Origin of the sequence: Burkholderia sp. M6-3, from assembly GCF_050858985.1 — a bacterium.
In the GTDB taxonomy this organism is placed as follows: domain Bacteria; phylum Pseudomonadota; class Gammaproteobacteria; order Burkholderiales; family Burkholderiaceae; genus Paraburkholderia; species Paraburkholderia caledonica.
Genome location: NZ_CP110091.1, coordinates 1,446,285 through 1,464,291 on the forward strand (window position 1 = coordinate 1,446,285; position 18,007 = coordinate 1,464,291).

An 18,007-nucleotide genomic window follows, 5' to 3' on the forward strand; every position below is an offset into this window, starting at 1 on the left:
CGCACCGCACATCGCTGGTTCGGTTCAGGAAGGCGGCAGTTGCGCGGGCATCTGAGCAGTATCCGACGAGGCGCGCACAAATGCTCCCGCGAAGGAAACGACGCGCGTAGTTGCAAGACCTGCTCAATCTTGCTCGACTACGCGCGTCCCGGCTCGTCGCCGATATCGGCAGCGCAACGCGTGCCGAGTTCGCGCTATTTCGCGCGCACCCGGCATCTACGCGATAGGTGCACGAACTCGTGTCGGCGCTTGGCGAACTGCGGCTCGATGGGCGTCAAACTCGATGAGAGAGCGAGACCCGAGTTGGCCGAATCAGAACTTGTGACGGATGCCGACGATCGCAAGCGCTTGCGAATCGGTGCCGTTGTAGCCATACGAACCGATCGAAGCCTGGGCGTCCTGTGTCGTGCCATCCGCGAGCCGCTGCGTGCCGCTCGCGTGCTGGTAAGCCGCAACTGCATAAAAGTCGGTGCGCTTCGAGATGTTGTAGTCCGCGCCGATGCTGACCTGGTGGTAATGCGCGGACGTATCGCCGGATGCCGCCGTGTACGCATAGCCGACGCCCGCGACCAGTGCGGGCGTAGCCTGATACGCAACGAACGCCTTACCGCTGTTGTACTTCTCGGTACTGGTGAAGGTCGACGAGGCGTCGCTCTTCAATTGCGTGTTGCTATAGGAAGCGCCGAGGGTCACGGGACCGATCACGTATTGGCCGCCAACCTGCGCGATGCTGACCGACTTCGCCGTCACGTAACCGTCGTTGATATGGCTGTCGAAGATCGAATCCGTCGTGCTGCTCGCCCAGCTCGTGCGCGCACCGGTCGCCGACGCATTGGTCGCACGCAGGTAGCCGCCGGCGAGCGAGAACGGACCGTTGGAATACGACACCGCGCCGCTGTAGGTGTAGCCCTGACCCGCCTGGCCCGCGACGCCGCTGAATGCATACAGGCCTTCAAACTGCAGGCCGCCGTAGGTCGGCGACACATATTTGACCGCGTTCGACACACGAGCGCTGTTGTCGTTGTTGTCGACGTCGCCCGGCGTCGCGAAGGCGGACCCGAAGAAATTGTCTGCTGTGACGCCCTGCACCATGTCGACGATCGGATCGTACTGGCGGCCTGCCGTGACTGTGCCCCACGTAGCGCCCGTCAACCCGACGAATGCCTGGCGGCCGAACTCGCGCGAACCTTGACCAAGCTTACCGGTGCCGACGTCGAAGCCGTTTTCCAACGTGAAGATTGCCTTCAACCCGCCGCCGAGGTCTTCCTGACCCTTCAGGCCCCATCGGTCGCCGCTCAGGTTGCCGTTGAGCATGCCGGCGAGGTTGCTGCCGGAATCGGCGTTATGCACGTAGCCGATTCCGGCGTCGATCACGCCATACAAGGTCACGCTGTCCTGTGCATGCGCGGATCCTGCCGCGACCAGCAGTGCGAGAGACGCCGAAGTCAATGCTGTCTTTTTCATACTTGTTCCTTCTATTGAAGTTCCGATAAAGGCATTACGGGTTCGCAGCATACATTGACCAATTGAAATTTCAATAAAAGTGTTTGCTAATTAATACACAGTTAGCATGCCGAAATAAAACAAATAATGAAGGGCTATGTGCGAACACATAGCCCAGAGTCCGGCGCAACACCTTCTCTGCGTGGAGTCGTGGAGAAAGAACCGAACGTGGCGAATTTAGTGATAGGCAAGCGCGACGTCAAGTCGCCATGGAATAACTTTTCTTGCTCAATCTTTCACATGCCAATTAAGCGGGTTTTATTATTTTGAATTATTAAATCATCTTTCCATTTCTACTTCCGGGTGCCGATCGTTGGGAAGATCAATGACAGCCTATCGCGCACCCCAGCAAGCCGAAAACACCGACAATGCCAACGCCCGCGCCCAGACCGAAGGTCTCGAGCGAGGTCGCGCATCCCTGCAAACTGAACAGTATCGTCACGGCTGGAATCAGTATGATCCGGCGGATTCTGTGCCGCATTGCATTGTTTGCGTGAGTGGTATCGATCATCTTTCTCCTCGTCTCGTGGCTCACAAACAACGCGAGTGTAGCGAGCTCGTGGTGGCGCAAAGCGTCGAATACCCAGTGGGAAAGCGGCGGCAGTTACAAAATCTTGCGTCGGCGAGGTGCCGCTGCTCACCCGACTCGGCGCCATCAAGCGGTAGTGGTTTTGCCGTAGCCGTCCATCAGCGCGCTTCGCGATGAAATCACCTAGACTTTTTGATAAGGGCGACGAAGACGGAGGCGGCTATGGGCGACGAAACTGCACCTTGGCAAATGGTCGTGTACGAAGGCTTCGAGATTCACGTGGAGCCGCTCCGTAAAGATGCGCAGGGCGAAGTTAATGCGTCCAATGCGGTGGAGAACCGCTACACGTATGTGGGCTACGTCTGTCATCCGGGCACCGATCCGACGATTCCGGGACATGCAGTGCGGTTTCACGCGGACGGCGAAGAAAGTTTCGGCAGCAAAGAGGAGGCTCTCGGCGAGGGCGTGCACGTGGGACGCAGCATTGTCGACGGTACGCATCCTGATCTCACCGTGCTGCCCCTCGTTACAGGCGGTGTCTGACGCGTGCGGCGACGCATGCAACGATCTGTGGGTACCCGATGCGGGTCCAGCTGCGCACGGGGGCGACGTCTGCGGGAGGTGTCAGGAATTTTGTGTGCTGAGGTCGGTTAAAAAATCTCAGCTCATGGCGGCGGTGAATCGCTCGCCGAACAGAATGGCGAACTGATTGACAGCTTGCCGCCAGGTGATAGGCGGCATCTTCCAATCCTTTTCGATGTTGCGCAAGGCCAGATACAGCAGTTTGCTGGCGGCTTCGTCGCTGGGGAAGTGGCCGCGATTCTTGACGATTTTGCGCAACTGCATGTGCATGCTCTCGATGGCGTTGGTCGTATAAACGATTCGACGCACCTCGGGGGGATAGGCGAAGAAGGGAATCACCTGTTCCCATTGGCGTTGCCACATGGCCGCGACGGTAGGGAATTTGCGGCCCCATTCGCTTTGCGCAAAGGCGTCGAGCGCCACTGCCGCCGCCTCGGCCGAGGCGGCCTGATAGACCGGCTTGAGCGCAGCCGCCAACGGCTTGCGGTCCTTCCAGCTCGCCAGATTCAGCGAATTGCGGATCAGATGCACGATGCAGGTCTGAATCTGGGCGGCCGGATAGACCGCTTCGATCGCCTCCGGGAAGCCGCGCAAACCGTCAACCACCGCGATCAGGATGTCGTGCAGGCCACGGTTCTTCAGTTCGTTGAAGACCTTCAGCCAGAACTTGGCTCCCTCGGTTTGCTCGATCCACAAACCCAGCACTTCCTTGCGGCCGTCGGCGCGAATGCCCAGCGCGAGATACACCGCCTTGTTCCTGACCGTGCCTTCGTCGCGGATCTTCAGCCGAAGTGCGTCGAAATACACGATCGGATACATCGCCTCAAGCGGGCGTTGCTGCCACTGTTCGACCTCGGCCAGCACTTCATCGGTGACAGTCGAAATCAGATCGGGCGACACCTGCAGGCCATACAGTTCCAGCAAATGGCCCTGGATCTCGCGCACGCTCATGCCGCGCGCGTACATGCTGATGACGTGATCGTCGAAGCCCGGCAGCCGGCGTTGATACTTGCCGACCAGTTGCGGCTCGAACGTTGCCTGCCGATCACGCGGGATATCCAGATTCAGTTCGCCGTTGGGCGTGATGACCGTCTTATGGCTCGTGCCGTTGCGGTGGTTGCCGGCCTTGCCTTGCTCAACCTCGTTCTCCAGGTGATGCGTGAGCTCCGCCGCCAGCATGCGCTCAGCCAGTTGCTTCTTCAGTTGCACGGCCAGGCCCGATTCGCCGAGAACCGACTCCGCATCCTTGTTTTGAATCTGCGCCAGCAGTTGATCGATCAGTTCATCGGGAAACAGCTTCGGCGCCTTCGGGTTCTTGATCTTCTTAGTCACAGTTGCTTCGGTCATAGGACGTTGTTTCCGTTATCGTCTCATGACCTCGGCACACTAAAATTCTGACAGGCTCCGTCTGCGACGACGTTTTTGCATCCGCCGGGCCAATGTCTGCGTAAGTCCCTATGGATCCCAGCAGATCCGTCCCCGCACAGTTTCTCACCGGAGTCCTAGCATGCGTACCGCGCTTACTTTCATGGGTTATGCCATCGCCCTCGCCGCCCTCCCCGTTTCTCAAGCTCACGCGGATATGTCCGCGCGCGACGACGTTAACTCGCCGCTTAACACACTCGCGCTGACTCCCGACGCGCCGCTCGGCAGTGAATATCCGACGCACGGTAACCGTCAGGCTGGCGAACTGCCGCTCAAGGTCACGGACCCCCGTGCTCAGTTGTCCAACGGGCTGCCTAACAACCCGCAATCGGGCGGATACGGCAGCCCGCTCGCGGGGGTTCACCCGCTCGATAACCGGTAATACGCGACTACCCTGGGCGGTTTGTCACGCAGTCACGCAGCACAAGCATCTGTTGATCCGCGCGCGAGGCAATCAAACGCCTCGCCGCCCGCTGTTGCTCGCGATCAGTCGTGCGGCAACCTGGCGACGGTGAGCGGATCCAGCTTATCGTCGCAATACTTGCGAAGCGCCGATTCGAATATCGCATTGTCTTGCGCGGCGCGCGCAAACAGCGTCATCGACGAACAGAATTTTCGATTGTCCGGATAGCCGAAGATCTCATCCAACGTCTTGTCTTCGATACCGTTGACGATTGCCGTGCACTCTCGCAGACGTGGACCGAGCACCGGATGCGCGAGATAGGAGCGCGCCTCGTCGAGCCCGGAGATCGCGTAGCGCTGCGCGGTCGGGCTGCTGCCGATCCCCTCTATTTGCGGAAAGATGAACCACATCCAATGGGTGCGCTTGTCGCCGGCGCGCAGTTCGTCGGTCACTCGGGCATACACCGGCTGCTGCGCGTCCACGAAGCGTTGCAGATCATATCGGTCGACCATAGCGATGCCTCCTTTCGTCCGCGTCACGAGAAAGGCCCGTCACAGAGTTTGAATGCCGGGCGGGCACAGTTTTTCAGCTTGCGCTTCGCCCATGCACCCCAAGCATTACAAGTGCCCGCCTTCTGCACGCCAAAACGCTTTCTCATTGACAGAGGTTCCGATGCGATGGCCTTTATGGCCCTGGCGGCGGCATGGTGACATCCCGCCGGTGCGCCATAAAGCAAAATTAAGAACGGTTAATGCGCGCATCAGGACTTTCAAGGTCGCCTTCTGTAGTCTGTCGGCTTGAGACACTACCGCCGCCGTACGGCCCTGAACGATCAAGGAATCGACATGAACCTGCCCCGCCGGTCCGCTCGTGTACGGCGTGCCACTTTGACCACATCGGGCGCTCGCCCGTGACGCGCTTTTCGCCGACCGATGCCGCGCTGCTGTTCCTGCGCGTGAGCGCCAGCGTCCTCGTGTTGCTGGTGCATGGCTTGCCGAAAGCCTTGCACTACTCGCAGGAGTTGAACGCGATCGACGATCCCCTGCACATGGGTAAGACGCTGACCTTCTGGTTCGCGCTTTTCGCTGAAGTGGCGTGCCCGTTTCTGATGATCGCCGGCATCGCGACGCGGCTCGCCGCATTGCCGATTCTGGCTATCACGGTGATCGCACTCGGCTTTGTGCATCGCGAATGGACGCTCTTCGAAGCACAGTTCGCGTGGATGCTGCTGATTCTGTTCGGAACCGTCGCCATCGGCGGGGCGGGACGTTACCGGATCTCCATGCGCCCGCGGGCACCCGCGCGCGGACAAGCCTGACGGGCGCCGCATCACTTTCCAGCCTCTACCACGCCATGCCCCAGACGACACTCACGCGCGACGCATCCGCTCCAGCACTCGACCATCTGCCGGGTGAGGACACCTGGCTCGCGTCGATCGCGGGATACGTCGACACGCTCGGCTTTATCGCTCTGTTCGGTCTTTTCACCGCCCACGTCACGGGCAACTTCATCCTCATTGGCTCGGGGCTGGCAGGTGCCGGTCAGGGCCTGCTGATCAAATGGCTGGCGTTTCCGGCGTTTGTCTGCGGAATCATCGCGGCGCGCGTGCTGTACAACCTGTTGTCGGCGCGCAGTCACGCCACACGCGCGTTTGCGCTGTATGTGATGCAAGCCGCGCTGCTCGCCGGGTTCATGGTGGCCGGCGTCGTCGCTGCGCCCGTCACCAGTCCGGATACGCCGATTGCAATTGCCTGCGGCCTGCTTGGCGCTGCCGCGATGGGTGTGCAGAACGCGCACGGACGCCTGACCGCGCGCTCGGTCGTCGCGAACACGGTGATGACGGGCAACGTGACTCAAGCCGTGATCGACGCCTTCGACTTGCTGGTTTCGCGGCGCGACACCAGAAGCCGTCAGACTGCGCGTACACGGCTCATGCGAACCCTGCCGCCCGTGGCGGGGTTCGCGATCGGCGCCAGCGCGGGTGCTGCGGGCTTTCTGATCGGGTCTTTCTGGGCGCTGCTGTTGCCGCTCGTAGCGCTGTGCGTGCTCGCTTCGTGCGCGTGGGACGCGCGCGGCCGCTGACTCGCGCTTTCGGAGCTGCATGCGCGCGACGAACAGACTCGCCTCAATGCAATTGTCCTTCGCTCGGTGGTTTGATTGGCGTGCGTAGTGCCGGTCAAAGTCCGATCATTGTCCCGGATAGTGTCCCGCCGCGATGTCCTCGAGCAACGCCGGATGAACTGGCTCCCAACCGAGCATCGAGCGCGTGTGGGCGCTCGACGCAGGAATATCGGCACCGAAGAACATGCTGAGCCAGTCGAATCGTGAGTGCGCCTGCTCGGCGGGAATCGACTCGACCGGCACGTCGAGGAACCGGCCGAGCGCGCCGGCGATCTCACGGGTGGCGACGCCTTCTTCAGCGACCGCGTGCAGGGCCGAGCCGGCGGGTGCCTTGTCGATCGCGAGGCGCACCAGCTTGCCGGCGTCGAGCCGGTTCACTGCGGGCCAGCGATTCTGCCCGTCGCCGATATAGGCCGACGCGCCGCGTTGGCGCGCGATTCTCGCGAGTACCGCGACGAATCCGTGATCCCCGCCGGCGCCATGCACCGTGGGTGCGAAGCGCACCACCATCGAACGGATGCCACGCTCCCGCAGCCCGAGCACATATGCTGCATTGGCGAGACGCGGATGACCGTCCGGGGCCGGCGTGTCGCTTTCGATGCCCACGCGCCCCGTCGCCAGGCCGAGGGTACCGGACGCGATCAGCAGCGGGCCGCCCGTGCCCGTCAGCACATCCGCGAATGTTTCGATGGCCGCGCGATCGGTCTGGGCCGCCGCCGCCATTTGCGAAAAGTCGTGGTTATAGCCGAGATGCACGACGCCTTCGGCCATCGTGGCCGCGACACGCAAGCTGTCGAGATTATCAAGGCTGCCGCGCACCACTTCCGCGCCGAGCGGGGCGATCTTCGCAGCAGCCTCATCGCTGCGAGCAAGGCCGAGCACATGATGACCTGCGTCGATGAGTTCCGTGACGCTCGCGGATCCGATCCAACCCGACGCGCCAGTAACAAGAATTCGCATGGCATGCTCCGTTGATGTCATTAAGTGACATCAGTATAGCGCTATGATGTCACACAGTGTCAACACGTTTCTGGAAGGGATCATGGGTCGTTGGGAACCCAACGCAGAGCAGCGCTTTCTTGTCGCCGCGATCGAGTTGTTCAAGGAAGTCGGTTTCGAGGGCACGACGGTGGCCGCCATCGCGCAGCGTGCCGGCCTGACGGCGCGTACGTTTTTTCGGTACTTCACCGACAAACGCGAGGTCCTTTTCAAAGGCTCCGAGCAGTTGCAGCAGACGATGGTGGAAGCGCTCGCGCAAGCGCCGGCCGACGCATCGGCTATCGACGCGGTCGCCGCGGCTCTTGCAACCGCCGGCGAATTCTTCACCGCTGAGCGCCGACCTTACGCACGCGTGCGCCATGCGGTGATCGCCGCCAATCCAGAGTTGCACGAGCGGGAGTTGATCAAACTGGCGACGCTGTCAGGCGCACTCGCCGACGCCCTGCGTTTGCGCGGTGTGCAGGAGCCTGACGCGAGCCTCGTCGCCGAAGCGGGCATTGCGGTTTTCCGGGTCGCGTTCGGCCAGTGGATTGCCGACGCTGAAGAGCGCGCATATGGCGAGATCGTGAGCGAAGCACTTGTGCGATTGCGGACGCTGGCTTCACTCTGAAATCGATACTGGATACGTTGGTGCAGGAATACTTCCAGACTCGTCAGCCTGAAGGACCAGTTCAAAAGAACCTGAGGGAATCGAACAACGCATCATGCTTGTGATCGCCACCGCGTGTGTCAACTCGCCGAGGCGAGGCTAACAGTTGCGATCCAATCGGACCTCCAAATTGTCGCTGGTTGCCGATAACCGTGGACTCCATGGTACATTTTGATGGCACCGGGATTGGAACTCCATCTCCCGAACAAAACACGACACAAACTTTTCTAAACTTCGTCGCATGAACCTGGCGACTGCAATGGGCATGCGACGTTGCCGGCGGCCTGGCCCGAATCAACAAACCCGGATAGCTTCCTGATCTCGTCGTGGCTGTGGTCGACGAGGTCCTTTCTACTTGGAATGGTCGTTATGGATCAGCATCAGCAGAATGCGCAGTTCCCTCAAACGATGAACCCCGCTGGACTGGCAACGCCTGGTGGCCACTACAGTCACGTTTCGATCGCAAATGGCCTGATTTTTGTGTCTGGCCAACTTCCAATCGACGCGAACGGCGCAAAGCTCACGCAGAGTTCTTTTGAAGCACAGGCCGAGCAGGTGTTGGCAAATCTGGCTTCCGCGCTTGCCGGTGCGGGCAGCGATATAAAGAAACTGGCCCAGGTTCGTGTCTATATCGTCGATGTTGCACACTGGGCGAGCTTCAACGAGATCTACGCGCGTTGGGCCGGCGATGCGAGACCCGCTCGCGCCGTGGTGCCGGTCCCAGCGCTCCACTTCGGTCTGAAGATCGAGATCGAAGCGGTCGCATTGGTATAGCGCAACCACTTTGCATTCGGGGATGATGCCGTGCGTCGCTCGCGTACAAACGGTGCGCTACCCGCTCACGTCCCCCGCTAATGCAATCGAAGAGGTGCCATGGGCATCATGTCTGCGGCCACTCAATCGCGGAGCACAACGGCGAGTTGCAGCGAGCACGTTATGCGGCGAGCGGGATCGTCACCCATCGTGGCACGCATGGCCCTGGTCCAGGTTCACGAACATGGGCCAACTTCACTCAAGTCGGCTGAGCCTCGGGAAACGTCCACTTGCCATTCACTATTTCCGGCTTGGGCCGATACAAGCGTACCGTGTAGTTCCACCCTGCAGCGATGGGCAAACAGTTAGATGCTTTGCCTTCGCATCCGAACTGAACATCCACCCAGCCATCCGTGTTTTTCCGCGCGGTGGTGTTGTTCAGCGAGTAGGCGTTGAGTGGATTCGGGTCGATCAGTCCCGCCGCGTTGTACACAGTTATCGACCAGAAACCAATCACGGGTACGCCTCGGTCAACGTGGATCTTATAATCGTCGTACCGTCATTTCTGGCAGGAGTCCGGGTTAGATAGATAGCATCCTTATCTGGGTTACCGAAAACGCTCGACACGAGGGAACGGTGACACGCTGTCAATGAAACCCGGTGTCAGATTCGATGAAGGCAACGCCTACGCTAATCGCAGGTCCCACAACGCATCGAGTACATGTTGAGTGGAACGCTCAACGTACCCTGCCCGATGTGCAATGCCGAGCCGACGCCACAACGCCGGGCGCAGTGGACGCATGACGATCCGGCGATCCGGTACTGGCGTAGTGGCCTCATGGGGCAGCAGCGCTGCGCCGTACCCTGCCGCTACCAGACTCTTGATCGCGTCGTTGTAGTTGAGCTGGATGCGCGGCGCAGGATGATGCCCCGCGGTCGCAAACCACTCGGCCGTCAGGCGCGAGAGACGTGTAGTCGCATCATTCAGAATGAGAGGTTGAGCGGCGAGCCATTCAGGCGTCACCCGGGCGGGGCACCGCCAATGCGCCGGGACGAAGGCCATCACAGGGTCTCGGCGCCAGGGCTTTATCACGAGTCCAGCCACGCGGGGCTGCGGCAGCGCGACGAGCCCAATATCCAGCGTCCCATCCGTCAATCGCGACAGCGTTTCATGCGACGTAAGTACCGCAAGCTGAATGTCGATTGCGGGGTTGTACTGGCGCAGCACCTCGAGCGCTTGCGGCAACAGGTACGCGATTACTCCGGTCGACGCACCGAGCCGCACGCGCCCTTCTATCCCCTGCACCTGGCGTTGAATATCGTCCAACGCCTGCTCCGCGTCGGCCAGCAGTCGACGCGCGCGCTCCACTAGCACCTCTCCTATTGCCGACGGCTTTACGTGACCGCGCTTTCGCGACAGGAGCGGCGCCCCAATGCGACTTTCGAGTTCCGCGATATGCAGGCTGACCGTCGGAGGCGCCAGATTCAACGCGCGCGCCGCATCGGCAAATGAGCCACGCTCGGTAATCGCAATCAGAGTACGCAGGCGGTCCAGACTAATTTCTCGCATGTCGGCGTCCCGATTCAGAAAAACTGAATTGCAAGGTTGTGAAATTCAACTTTTCCTATTCTAGCGGTTCGGTGAACATGGCAGCTCGTTCTGCCCATTACCACCACCTGGAGTTTCCGCGTATGAGCGCTCCCGTTGTTTTCATCGATGGCGACCAAGGCACCACCGGACTGCAGATCCATGATCGGCTGCGCAATCGGGCCGACATCACGCTATTCACGCTTGCCGCCGCGGAACGCAAAGATGCGCGTCTTCGCGCAGAGGCCATCAACGCCTGCGACATCGCTATTCTCTGTCTGCCCGATGCCGCCGCACGCGAGGCGGTGGACGCCATCGTCAATCCTGCCGTTAGAGTCATCGACGCAAGTTCGGCCCACCGCACGCAGCCGGGCTGGACATACGGCTTTCCGGAAATGACGCCGAGACAAGCCGAGCGCATTGCGAGCGCACGTCGGGTCACCAATCCCGGTTGCTATCCGACGGGTGCGATTGGCTTGCTTCGTCCCCTGATGCAGGCCGGGCTGATACCAGACAACTACCCTATCAGCATTCACGCGGTGTCCGGCTACTCTGGACGCGGACGTGCCGGGGTGAAGGAGCATGAAGGTCCCGATGCCATCAACGCGCCTTCATTCCAGGTATATGGTCTGGAACTCGCGCACAAGCACACGCCAGAGATCCAGCAGCACGCCCTGCTCGCGCAGCGTCCGATCTTCGTGCCTGCGTATGGGGCGTTCCGCCAGGGCATCGTGCTGACGGTGCCCTTGCAGTTGCGGCTGCTCGCACCCGGCGTGGATGGCGCGACGCTACACGCATGCCTCGCACGCCACTATGCCGAGGCGGCCCACGTACGTGTCGTGCCGCTACATGAATCGTGCGCGGCAAAGCACCTCGACCCGCAAGTGCTGAACGGTACCAACGACATGCGCTTAAGCGTATTTCCTGCCGTGGATCACGGGCACGTCCTGCTCTCCGCAGTTTTCGATAACCTTGGGAAAGGCGCGTCCGGCGCTGCGGTTCAGAACCTGAACCTGATGCTCACGCAGCAATAACGGCCGATGGGTTGACGCAACGTTCGGCGACACGTGGATGCCGACAATCGGCCCGAGGATTGGCTCGCTTTCCTGCCGGACATTCGATATGCATCATTTTTGTCACGCGTGAGGTCCGGCACATTGATTGCTGCATACGTAGTAAGGATGCGGCAAACGGCTGCATTCCTATTCTCTCTGACCAAGGAGGCAGAAATCATGAGCAAGGCAACGAGCGCGTTACTCGCGGCTGTCGCCGCACTCACGCTGTCGGGCGGCGCCTACGCACAGGCCGCCGGTGGCTCCAGCGGGAACGGTTCGGCCGGCAGCACGGCTAGCCCCGCAAACCAGGCAAATAGTGCAACGGGCGGCTACGGCACACCTGGCACGACCAATTCGGACAGCGGCATGTCCGGGCGTCCCAACTCGGGCCTGCCGAGCAGCGTCAACAGCGATTCGACTTCCGGCGCTACCGCACCCGTAGGTGGCAACAACACCCTGGCGACGCCGAGTGTGAAGTCGCCCGCCTCGGGCAAATAGAAGCAATTTCTTTGACCATCGGTGGCGATGAAGCCACCGTCGGGACCCGCTGTTCGCCCTCTGGCAAGCAATGAGACTGTTGCCCTCGCGACAGCGGGCTGTGTACTGACCATGTTTCGAGTCAGTGTTCACCGCGCGTATTGATAACCCGCCTTTAGCGCATCGACTACAAGCTGGACCGCCCGCGAAGACTTTCTTCCGGTCGAATAGTAGGCGTGATGTCCGACGAAGGTCGGACACCAATCTTCAAGCACCCATGCAAGCTTCCCAGCGCGGACGTATTGCTCGACCAGATCCTTTGGCACGTATGCAAGGCCAAATCCGACTAAGGCTGCATCGACCATCTGATAGACGTTGTTGAACGTAAGTTGTCCTTCGACTCGCACCTGCAACTCGCGCCGGCCTTTCGCCAACTCCCAGGGCAGTAACGAGTCCCGCGTCGGTAAGCGCAGGTTAATGCAGCTATGAAGAGTGAGATCTTGCGGCCTTTTCGCGGGCGGCCTCGACTGCAGGTATTTCGGCGAACCCACGATCGACATCGTCATGTCAGGTGCGATACGCACTGCGACCATGTCTTTCTCTATCTGATCGCCCAACCTCACGCCAATATCGAAGCGATCGGCAACGATGTCAGCTAGGCCGTAGTCATTCACCAGTTCGATCTTGAGGTCGGGATATCGACGAAGCAAAGGCTGCAATCGCGGCCAGACAAAGGTGTTTGCGGCGTAATCCGTGGTGGTGATCCGCACGGTGCCGCTGGGTCGATTTGTCATCCCTCGTAACGAAGCAACTTCAGCCTCGATTTCTTCGAAGCGTGGTCTGATCGCAGAGAGAAGCCGCTCCCCCGCCTCAGTCAGCGAGACACTGCGAGTAGTTCGCGTCAGGAGTTGCAGACCAATGCGTCGCTCCAGTCCCGCCACGGTCCGGCTCAGCGCCGACTGCGAAACACCCAGTTGCGCCGCCGCGCGAGTGAAATTGCGCTCCCGGGCAACGGTGATGAAACCGGCAAGATCGTTGAAGTCTTCGTTCATTAATGCTCCAGCGCATAAGGGCATCCCGATTTTGCCATCTAGTCCATTAGTCGGCCACGGCTTACATTGTGGAGATGTGCATTACGTTAATCGGACATCGGCGAAGAAATCATGGAACTGAAACGCGCTGGCTCGCAGCCATCAATGAAAGGTCCCGACCAATGGTTCACCGGGACTGTCCGGATCGACCCGCTCAACGCCCCGCCGCCCCCCGCGCGAGTGTCTTGCGCCGCCGTGACGTTTGAGCCTGGCGCGCGCACGGCGTGGCACACGCATCCGCTCGGTCAAACGCTCCTCGTCACCGCCGGATGCGGCTGGACTCAATGTGAAGGCGAAGAGCGCGTCGAGATCCGCGCAGGCGACGTGATCTGGTGCCCGCCGGGCCACAAACATTGGCATGGCGCGACTGAGACCACGGCGATGACTCACATCGCGATCCAGGAAGCACTCGACGGCAAGAACGTCGAATGGCTAGAGAAAGTCACTGATGAGCAATATCGCGCATCGTAATCCGCAAGCACGCCTCCAAGCACGCCTCATATCGCGCCTGGTCGCAGTAGCTAGTGTGGCCGTTTTGCTGGCCGCCTGTACGAATCTGGAAAGGATGAGAAACATGCAAGATTCACTGACAACCGTTGATTTGAAGTCGGCTTCTCCGGCGTTCGAGCGATACAGGAACCAAACGGTGCTTGATGGATTGTGGAAACGGCCGCAGCTCTCCGCACGCGACCGGAGCATTGTGACCCTGTCCGTGCTCATCGCCCGCAACCAGACCATTGAGATGCCTTTTCACTTCGGTCTAGCGCTCGATAACGGCGTGACGCCCGCAGAGATCTCGGAAATGATCGCGCATCTGGCCTTTTATTCCGGGTGGGCCAATGCAACGGCTGCTTCCGCGATTGTCAAACGCGTCTTTGATGATCGTAGCATTGGTCCCGACCAACTCTCCCCGGCCGACGTTGAACCTCTGCCGTTAAACGAAGCCGCCGAGAAACAGCGTGCCGAGATGGTCCAGGAGAACTTCGGCGCAGTTGCTCCCGGCGTTGTTCAGTACACGACGGATGCGCTGTTTCGCGATCTTTGGCTGCGTCCCGGACTCGCCCCTCGCGACCGAAGCCTCGTGACCGTAAGCGCTCTCGTTGCCAATGGTCAGGTCGCGCAGATTCCGTATCACCTGAATCGCGCTTTGGACAATGGGCTGACCAACGCTGAGGCGTCTGAAGTGCTGACACAACTCGCGTTCTACGCAGGCTGGCCGAACGTTTTTTCAGCGATGCCCGTATTCAAAGAGGTGTTGCTCAAACGGTCGAGCTAGCCGTCGGGCCAAAGCGAAGAATGATCAGGCACACGTGCAATCTGAACCGGCGCGTCCGCGCGATGCTCTTCGCCGCGCGGCTGTACCGCCAATCAGAGCGCACCATCCTGCCTACGCTGGCTCGCTCGCTCGACCAACTCGAACACGGCCATGCCGGCGAGCATCGCGGCCACAAAACCCCACGCCTTTGGGAGGCCAGCGCCCAGGGCGACAAGTGCCGGTCCAGGACAAAACCCTGCGAGCCCCCAGCCAACGCCGAACACCGCGCTTCCCAGTACCAGTCTCAACGTCACGTTCGCGTTGGCCGGAATCTGCATGGGCAGACCCAGCAGAGACTTCTTCCGACGCTTTGCAAACAGGAACGCTATAGCGCCGACAGCTATCGCCCCTGCCATCACCAATGCAAGTGAAGGGTCCCATTGTCCCGCGAGGTCGAGAAATCCCACCACCTTCGCGGGATTGGCCATGCCAGACACCATCAGGCCCACTCCAAACAGCAGGCCGGAAAACATGGCCACGAGCAAGCTCATCTCAGCCTCCCAGCAGATGTCTGGACACGAATACGGTCAGAAAACCGGTTGCCATGAATATTGCCGTTGCGACAAGCGAACGGACGGAGCCCCGTGAGATGCCGCAGACACCGTGGCCGCTCGTGCAACCGCTTGCGTAACGCGTGCCGATGCCAACCAGAAAACCTGCGAGAAGTATCTGGGCCCACCCCGCTTCGATATCAGGGGCTATCGGGTCCCCGAGCAGGCTTGCCAGGACAGGCGCGCCAATCAATCCTGCAAGAAAAGCGATCCGCCATCCCAGCATCTTGTGTGACCCGCTCAGCAGGCCGCCGAGAATGCCGCTGATGCCCGCAATGCGCCCGTTGAAGAGAACCAGCATCGCCGCTGCGGTGCCAATCATTAGACCTCCGGTCAGGGACAGGCCGGGCGTAAAACTCGCAGTATCAATCGACATGGTCTTTCCTCATCTTCAAGCGGTGCAAAACTGGTCGTACAGCACGTTCATGACTGCAATCGCCTCCTTGCTCGCGATGGAATAGAAGATGCTCTTGCCCTCGCGGCGTGTTTCGACGAGTTCGTTGTCGCGAAGTACGCCGAGTTGTTGGGAGAGCGTAGGTTGATGTATACCGAGTTGCTCTTCGAGGTCGCTCACGCACAACTCGCCCTGCGACAACTGGCACATCAGCAGCAACCTGTCCGGATTAGCGAGCACCTTCAGCAGCGCGCAGGCATTTTCTGCCGAGGCCTGCATAGCCGATAAGTCGATTTGGGCGGACTTCTTCCTCATCTCATCATCCTCTGATTCACACATCTACATTATATTAAAAAATGTATTGTTCGTGAATAGAATGAACAATCGCTGACGAGTTCAGCATGCAGCCCATGGTTCAGCCGTTCTTCGACCCGGTCACCGGCACGGTCACTTACCTGGTTTTCCAGTCCGGGCACCAGGAATGCGCGATCATTGGCCCGGTTCTAGACTATGACCCCAAGTCAGGACGCACTGCAACGACGAATGCGGACCGGGTCATCGAGTTCGTGCGCCAGAGTGGCGTGCACGCTAAGTGGATACTTGAAACGCACGCCCATGCGGACCACCTGTCGGCGGCGCACTATTTGCGAGGCGAGCTTGGCGGCGCGATTGCAATCGGTGAGCACATTCGCGCCTCTCAGGGTGTCTTCAAGAAACTCTTCAACGCTGAGCCCGAGTGGGAAACAACGATGCTCGCGCAGCGTATGCATAACATCCATGTGCACGACGGCGTCGCCGAAGAACAATTTTTCAGCATGCGCGAGGCGCGCAATGCAACATTGGCGGTGTCCGTCCTTATCCTGCCTTCCGTGCAAGTAAATATGCGGGCGGGCAATTTGCCTCCTGCCGAGGAAAACGGCACCCGCAATCTTAAGATTCCCTTAAACGCGCTTTGATTCAAACGCGAGGTTGCGCAGAGCGCATCCGGTCGGCACGTGCACGATCGGTTCAACGGCAGAAAGCACTTGCTGCAGGACAGCGATAACGGCCTGCAATCAGAACGAGTTGGCGTTCATGCTCGGCCTGCCGCCACAATCTCGCTTAACGCTAGATGCTGCAACAGCATGATCGTCTTGCCGTCGACGATCTCGCCACTTCTAACGAGCTGTAAAGCGGTCCCGAGCGGCATTTCGAGCACCTCGAGATCCTCGCCCTCTTCTTCGATGCCCCCGCCATCGTCCACGCGCGTGGACGCGTCGTATTCGCCCAGATAGAAGTAGAGCTTCTCGGTCACTGATCCTGGACTCATGTAAGCCTCGAAGACCTTACGAATATTGCTCACGCGATACCCGGTCTCCTCCTCCGCTTCGAGGCGTATGCGCTCCTCCGGCGTGGCCATGTCGAGCAGACCGGCAGCCGCCTCGATCAACATGCCGTCGTGCCCATTCACGAACACGGGCATTCGAAACTGGCGCGTGAGCACGACATTTCCTGTGTGCCGGTTATGCAACAGGATAGTTGCCCCGTTGCCGCGATCGTACGTTTCGCGACTTTGACGCTGCCACGTACCGTCCCGGCGGAGAAAATCGAACGTCACCTTTTTCAGCGTGTACCAATCGTCGGAGAGTGTAGTCGACTCGACGATGCGAACCCGGTCTTTCGTTGCGCTCATGGCGTCTCCAGTCGACAGCGAATAGCGCTCATGGTATCGTGCAGTTTCGTGCAATATCAAGATATTTCATGCACATCAATGTTAACTACGCAACGTAAGAAAGCTATCCTGGAGGCGCTCTCTCGCGATGGCCAGGTGCTCGCCGGAGAGTTGAGCGTGGAATTCGGCGTGTCGGAAGACACCGTACGTCGGGATTTGCGCGAACTGGCTTCGGAGGGGCTATTGCAACGCGTTCACGGTGGCGCGTTGCCCGTTTCTCCGGCGCTCGCACCGTTCGAGGCGCGCCGGGACATTGAATCAGCGGCCAAGCAGCGGATCGCACGGCAAGCGGCCATGATGATTGCGCCCGGACAGACAGCGATCATTGATGGCGGGACCACGTCCGCATTGCTGATCAAGTCACTGCCCGCTGATCTGCGTGCGACGATTGTCACGCACAGCCCAAGCGTCGCGACGGCGCTCGCCGAGCATCCTTGCGTCGAGGTCATCCTGATCGGCGGGCGGCTGTACAAGCATTCGATCGTTGCCGTTGGCGCCGCCGCTATGGAGGGCATCTCGCGGATCCATGCAGATTGGTACTTCATGGGAGTGACCGGCGTTCATCCGCAGGCGGGCCTGAGCACCGGCGATTTCGAGGAAGCTGCGATCAAGCGCGCGCTTGCCGCGCGCGCGGCAGAAACAGTCGTGCTCGCGTCGTCGTCTAAACTCAATGCGGCGTCGCGGTTCGTCATTGGTGAGATCTCGCTCGCACAGACTATCGTGGTCGAGAAGGACGCCGACCGGGAGGTGATTAAACAGATCAAATCTGCAGGGGTGACGGTCGTGCGTGCGTAGTGATGCCGGCTAATGCCAACCGCACAAGCCTGACGCCGTCTCCTAACCTTCAAAACAAGCTCGGCG

24 protein-coding genes are annotated in these 18,007 nt (G+C 60.1%); 13 read left to right on the plus strand and 11 right to left on the minus strand.

Going from position 1 to position 18,007, the window contains the following annotated elements:
- Positions 1–312: 312 nt before the first annotated feature.
- Positions 313–1,464: a porin gene (locus tag OH764_RS23790; protein ID WP_498851068.1), complete on the minus strand. Its 1,152-nt coding sequence runs from the start codon at positions 1,462–1,464 to the stop codon at positions 313–315.
- Positions 1,465–1,828: 364 nt separating this feature from the next.
- On the opposite strand from OH764_RS23790, the gene OH764_RS23795 reads away from it, so the two are divergent.
- Both OH764_RS23795 and OH764_RS23800 read left to right on the plus strand, forming a co-directional pair.
- Positions 1,829–2,209 (plus strand): hypothetical protein, encoded by a 381-nt coding sequence (locus OH764_RS23795; RefSeq protein ID WP_498851069.1) that lies wholly within the window; start codon positions 1,829–1,831, stop codon positions 2,207–2,209.
- 45 nt (positions 2,210–2,254) lie between these two features.
- Positions 2,255–2,575 (plus strand): hypothetical protein, encoded by a 321-nt coding sequence (locus OH764_RS23800; RefSeq protein WP_498851070.1) that lies wholly within the window; start codon positions 2,255–2,257, stop codon positions 2,573–2,575.
- A gap of 117 nt (positions 2,576–2,692) precedes the next feature.
- Here OH764_RS23800 and OH764_RS23805 read toward each other — a convergent pair whose 3' ends face one another.
- Positions 2,693–3,961, minus strand: coding sequence for an IS256 family transposase (locus tag OH764_RS23805; RefSeq protein WP_498851071.1), 1,269 nt, complete (start codon positions 3,959–3,961; stop codon positions 2,693–2,695).
- A 160-nt stretch (positions 3,962–4,121) separates the two neighbouring features.
- Between OH764_RS23805 and OH764_RS23810 the strand changes: the two genes are divergently transcribed.
- Complete coding sequence (locus OH764_RS23810) at positions 4,122–4,421, plus strand: hypothetical protein (RefSeq protein ID WP_498851072.1); 300 nt, start codon at positions 4,122–4,124, stop codon at positions 4,419–4,421.
- A 104-nt stretch (positions 4,422–4,525) separates the two neighbouring features.
- Here OH764_RS23810 and OH764_RS23815 read toward each other — a convergent pair whose 3' ends face one another.
- Positions 4,526–4,954 carry a DUF1810 domain-containing protein gene (locus OH764_RS23815; RefSeq protein ID WP_498851073.1) on the minus strand — a complete coding sequence of 143 codons (429 nt, stop codon included), beginning with the start codon at positions 4,952–4,954 and terminating at the stop codon, positions 4,526–4,528.
- 398 nt (positions 4,955–5,352) lie between these two features.
- Between OH764_RS23815 and OH764_RS23820 the strand changes: the two genes are divergently transcribed.
- Both OH764_RS23820 and OH764_RS23825 read left to right on the plus strand, forming a co-directional pair.
- Positions 5,353–5,760 (plus strand): DoxX family protein, encoded by a 408-nt coding sequence (locus tag OH764_RS23820; protein ID WP_498851074.1) that lies wholly within the window; start codon positions 5,353–5,355, stop codon positions 5,758–5,760.
- A 35-nt stretch (positions 5,761–5,795) separates the two neighbouring features.
- Entirely contained in the window at positions 5,796–6,524 is a 729-nt protein-coding gene (locus tag OH764_RS23825; protein ID WP_498851075.1) for a YoaK family protein, read from the plus strand.
- A 105-nt stretch (positions 6,525–6,629) separates the two neighbouring features.
- Here the strand turns inward: OH764_RS23825 and OH764_RS23830 are convergent, their stop codons facing one another.
- Positions 6,630–7,523, minus strand: coding sequence for an SDR family oxidoreductase (locus OH764_RS23830; RefSeq protein ID WP_498851076.1), 894 nt, complete (start codon positions 7,521–7,523; stop codon positions 6,630–6,632).
- A gap of 82 nt (positions 7,524–7,605) precedes the next feature.
- Here OH764_RS23830 and OH764_RS23835 point away from each other — a divergent pair, with 82 nt between their 5' ends.
- The gene (locus OH764_RS23835) at positions 7,606–8,172 is read left to right on the plus strand and encodes a TetR/AcrR family transcriptional regulator (protein WP_498851077.1); all 567 of its coding nucleotides are present in this window, start codon (positions 7,606–7,608) and stop codon (positions 8,170–8,172) included.
- A gap of 408 nt (positions 8,173–8,580) precedes the next feature.
- On the plus strand, positions 8,581–8,985 hold the full coding sequence (locus OH764_RS23840) for a RidA family protein (protein WP_498851078.1): 405 nt from the start codon (positions 8,581–8,583) through the stop codon (positions 8,983–8,985).
- A gap of 238 nt (positions 8,986–9,223) precedes the next feature.
- Here the strand turns inward: OH764_RS23840 and OH764_RS23845 are convergent, their stop codons facing one another.
- Positions 9,224–9,481 (minus strand): DUF1214 domain-containing protein, encoded by a 258-nt coding sequence (locus OH764_RS23845; RefSeq protein WP_498851079.1) that lies wholly within the window; start codon positions 9,479–9,481, stop codon positions 9,224–9,226.
- A gap of 168 nt (positions 9,482–9,649) precedes the next feature.
- Positions 9,650–10,534: a LysR family transcriptional regulator gene (locus tag OH764_RS23850; protein WP_498851080.1), complete on the minus strand. Its 885-nt coding sequence runs from the start codon at positions 10,532–10,534 to the stop codon at positions 9,650–9,652.
- Positions 10,535–10,656: 122 nt separating this feature from the next.
- Here OH764_RS23850 and argC point away from each other — a divergent pair, with 122 nt between their 5' ends.
- Positions 10,657–11,586 carry an N-acetyl-gamma-glutamyl-phosphate reductase gene (gene argC / locus OH764_RS23855; RefSeq protein WP_498851081.1) on the plus strand — a complete coding sequence of 310 codons (930 nt, stop codon included), beginning with the start codon at positions 10,657–10,659 and terminating at the stop codon, positions 11,584–11,586.
- Between the two features lie 198 nt (positions 11,587–11,784).
- Positions 11,785–12,105, plus strand: coding sequence for a hypothetical protein (locus tag OH764_RS23860; RefSeq protein WP_498851082.1), 321 nt, complete (start codon positions 11,785–11,787; stop codon positions 12,103–12,105).
- Positions 12,106–12,233: 128 nt separating this feature from the next.
- Here the strand turns inward: OH764_RS23860 and OH764_RS23865 are convergent, their stop codons facing one another.
- On the minus strand, positions 12,234–13,136 hold the full coding sequence (locus OH764_RS23865) for a LysR family transcriptional regulator (RefSeq protein ID WP_498851083.1): 903 nt from the start codon (positions 13,134–13,136) through the stop codon (positions 12,234–12,236).
- Positions 13,137–13,247: 111 nt separating this feature from the next.
- Here OH764_RS23865 and OH764_RS23870 point away from each other — a divergent pair, with 111 nt between their 5' ends.
- Both OH764_RS23870 and OH764_RS23875 read left to right on the plus strand, forming a co-directional pair.
- Entirely contained in the window at positions 13,248–13,646 is a 399-nt protein-coding gene (locus tag OH764_RS23870; protein ID WP_498851084.1) for a cupin domain-containing protein, read from the plus strand.
- Positions 13,624–14,451 (plus strand): carboxymuconolactone decarboxylase family protein, encoded by an 828-nt coding sequence (locus OH764_RS23875; protein WP_498851085.1) that lies wholly within the window; start codon positions 13,624–13,626, stop codon positions 14,449–14,451. Before OH764_RS23870 ends, OH764_RS23875 begins: the two co-directional genes overlap by 23 nt.
- 92 nt (positions 14,452–14,543) lie before the next feature.
- Here OH764_RS23875 and OH764_RS23880 read toward each other — a convergent pair whose 3' ends face one another.
- Genes OH764_RS23880 through OH764_RS23890 form a run of 3 tightly spaced genes read right to left on the minus strand, consistent with a single transcriptional unit; the run spans position 14,544 to position 15,750 of the window.
- Positions 14,544–14,981 (minus strand): DUF6691 family protein, encoded by a 438-nt coding sequence (locus OH764_RS23880; protein WP_498851086.1) that lies wholly within the window; start codon positions 14,979–14,981, stop codon positions 14,544–14,546.
- A 1-nt stretch (position 14,982) separates the two neighbouring features.
- Positions 14,983–15,417, minus strand: coding sequence for a YeeE/YedE family protein (locus OH764_RS23885; RefSeq protein ID WP_498851087.1), 435 nt, complete (start codon positions 15,415–15,417; stop codon positions 14,983–14,985).
- Between the two features lie 15 nt (positions 15,418–15,432).
- The gene (locus OH764_RS23890) at positions 15,433–15,750 is read right to left on the minus strand and encodes a metalloregulator ArsR/SmtB family transcription factor (RefSeq protein WP_498851088.1); all 318 of its coding nucleotides are present in this window, start codon (positions 15,748–15,750) and stop codon (positions 15,433–15,435) included.
- Positions 15,751–15,836: 86 nt separating this feature from the next.
- Here OH764_RS23890 and OH764_RS23895 point away from each other — a divergent pair, with 86 nt between their 5' ends.
- Positions 15,837–16,391: an MBL fold metallo-hydrolase gene (locus tag OH764_RS23895; protein WP_498851089.1), complete on the plus strand. Its 555-nt coding sequence runs from the start codon at positions 15,837–15,839 to the stop codon at positions 16,389–16,391.
- 116 nt (positions 16,392–16,507) lie between these two features.
- Here OH764_RS23895 and OH764_RS23900 read toward each other — a convergent pair whose 3' ends face one another.
- Positions 16,508–17,107 carry an NUDIX hydrolase gene (locus OH764_RS23900; RefSeq protein ID WP_498851090.1) on the minus strand — a complete coding sequence of 200 codons (600 nt, stop codon included), beginning with the start codon at positions 17,105–17,107 and terminating at the stop codon, positions 16,508–16,510.
- A 78-nt stretch (positions 17,108–17,185) separates the two neighbouring features.
- Between OH764_RS23900 and OH764_RS23905 the strand changes: the two genes are divergently transcribed.
- Entirely contained in the window at positions 17,186–17,941 is a 756-nt protein-coding gene (locus tag OH764_RS23905) for a DeoR/GlpR family DNA-binding transcription regulator (RefSeq protein ID WP_498851091.1), read from the plus strand.
- Positions 17,942–18,007 lie beyond the last annotated feature (66 nt).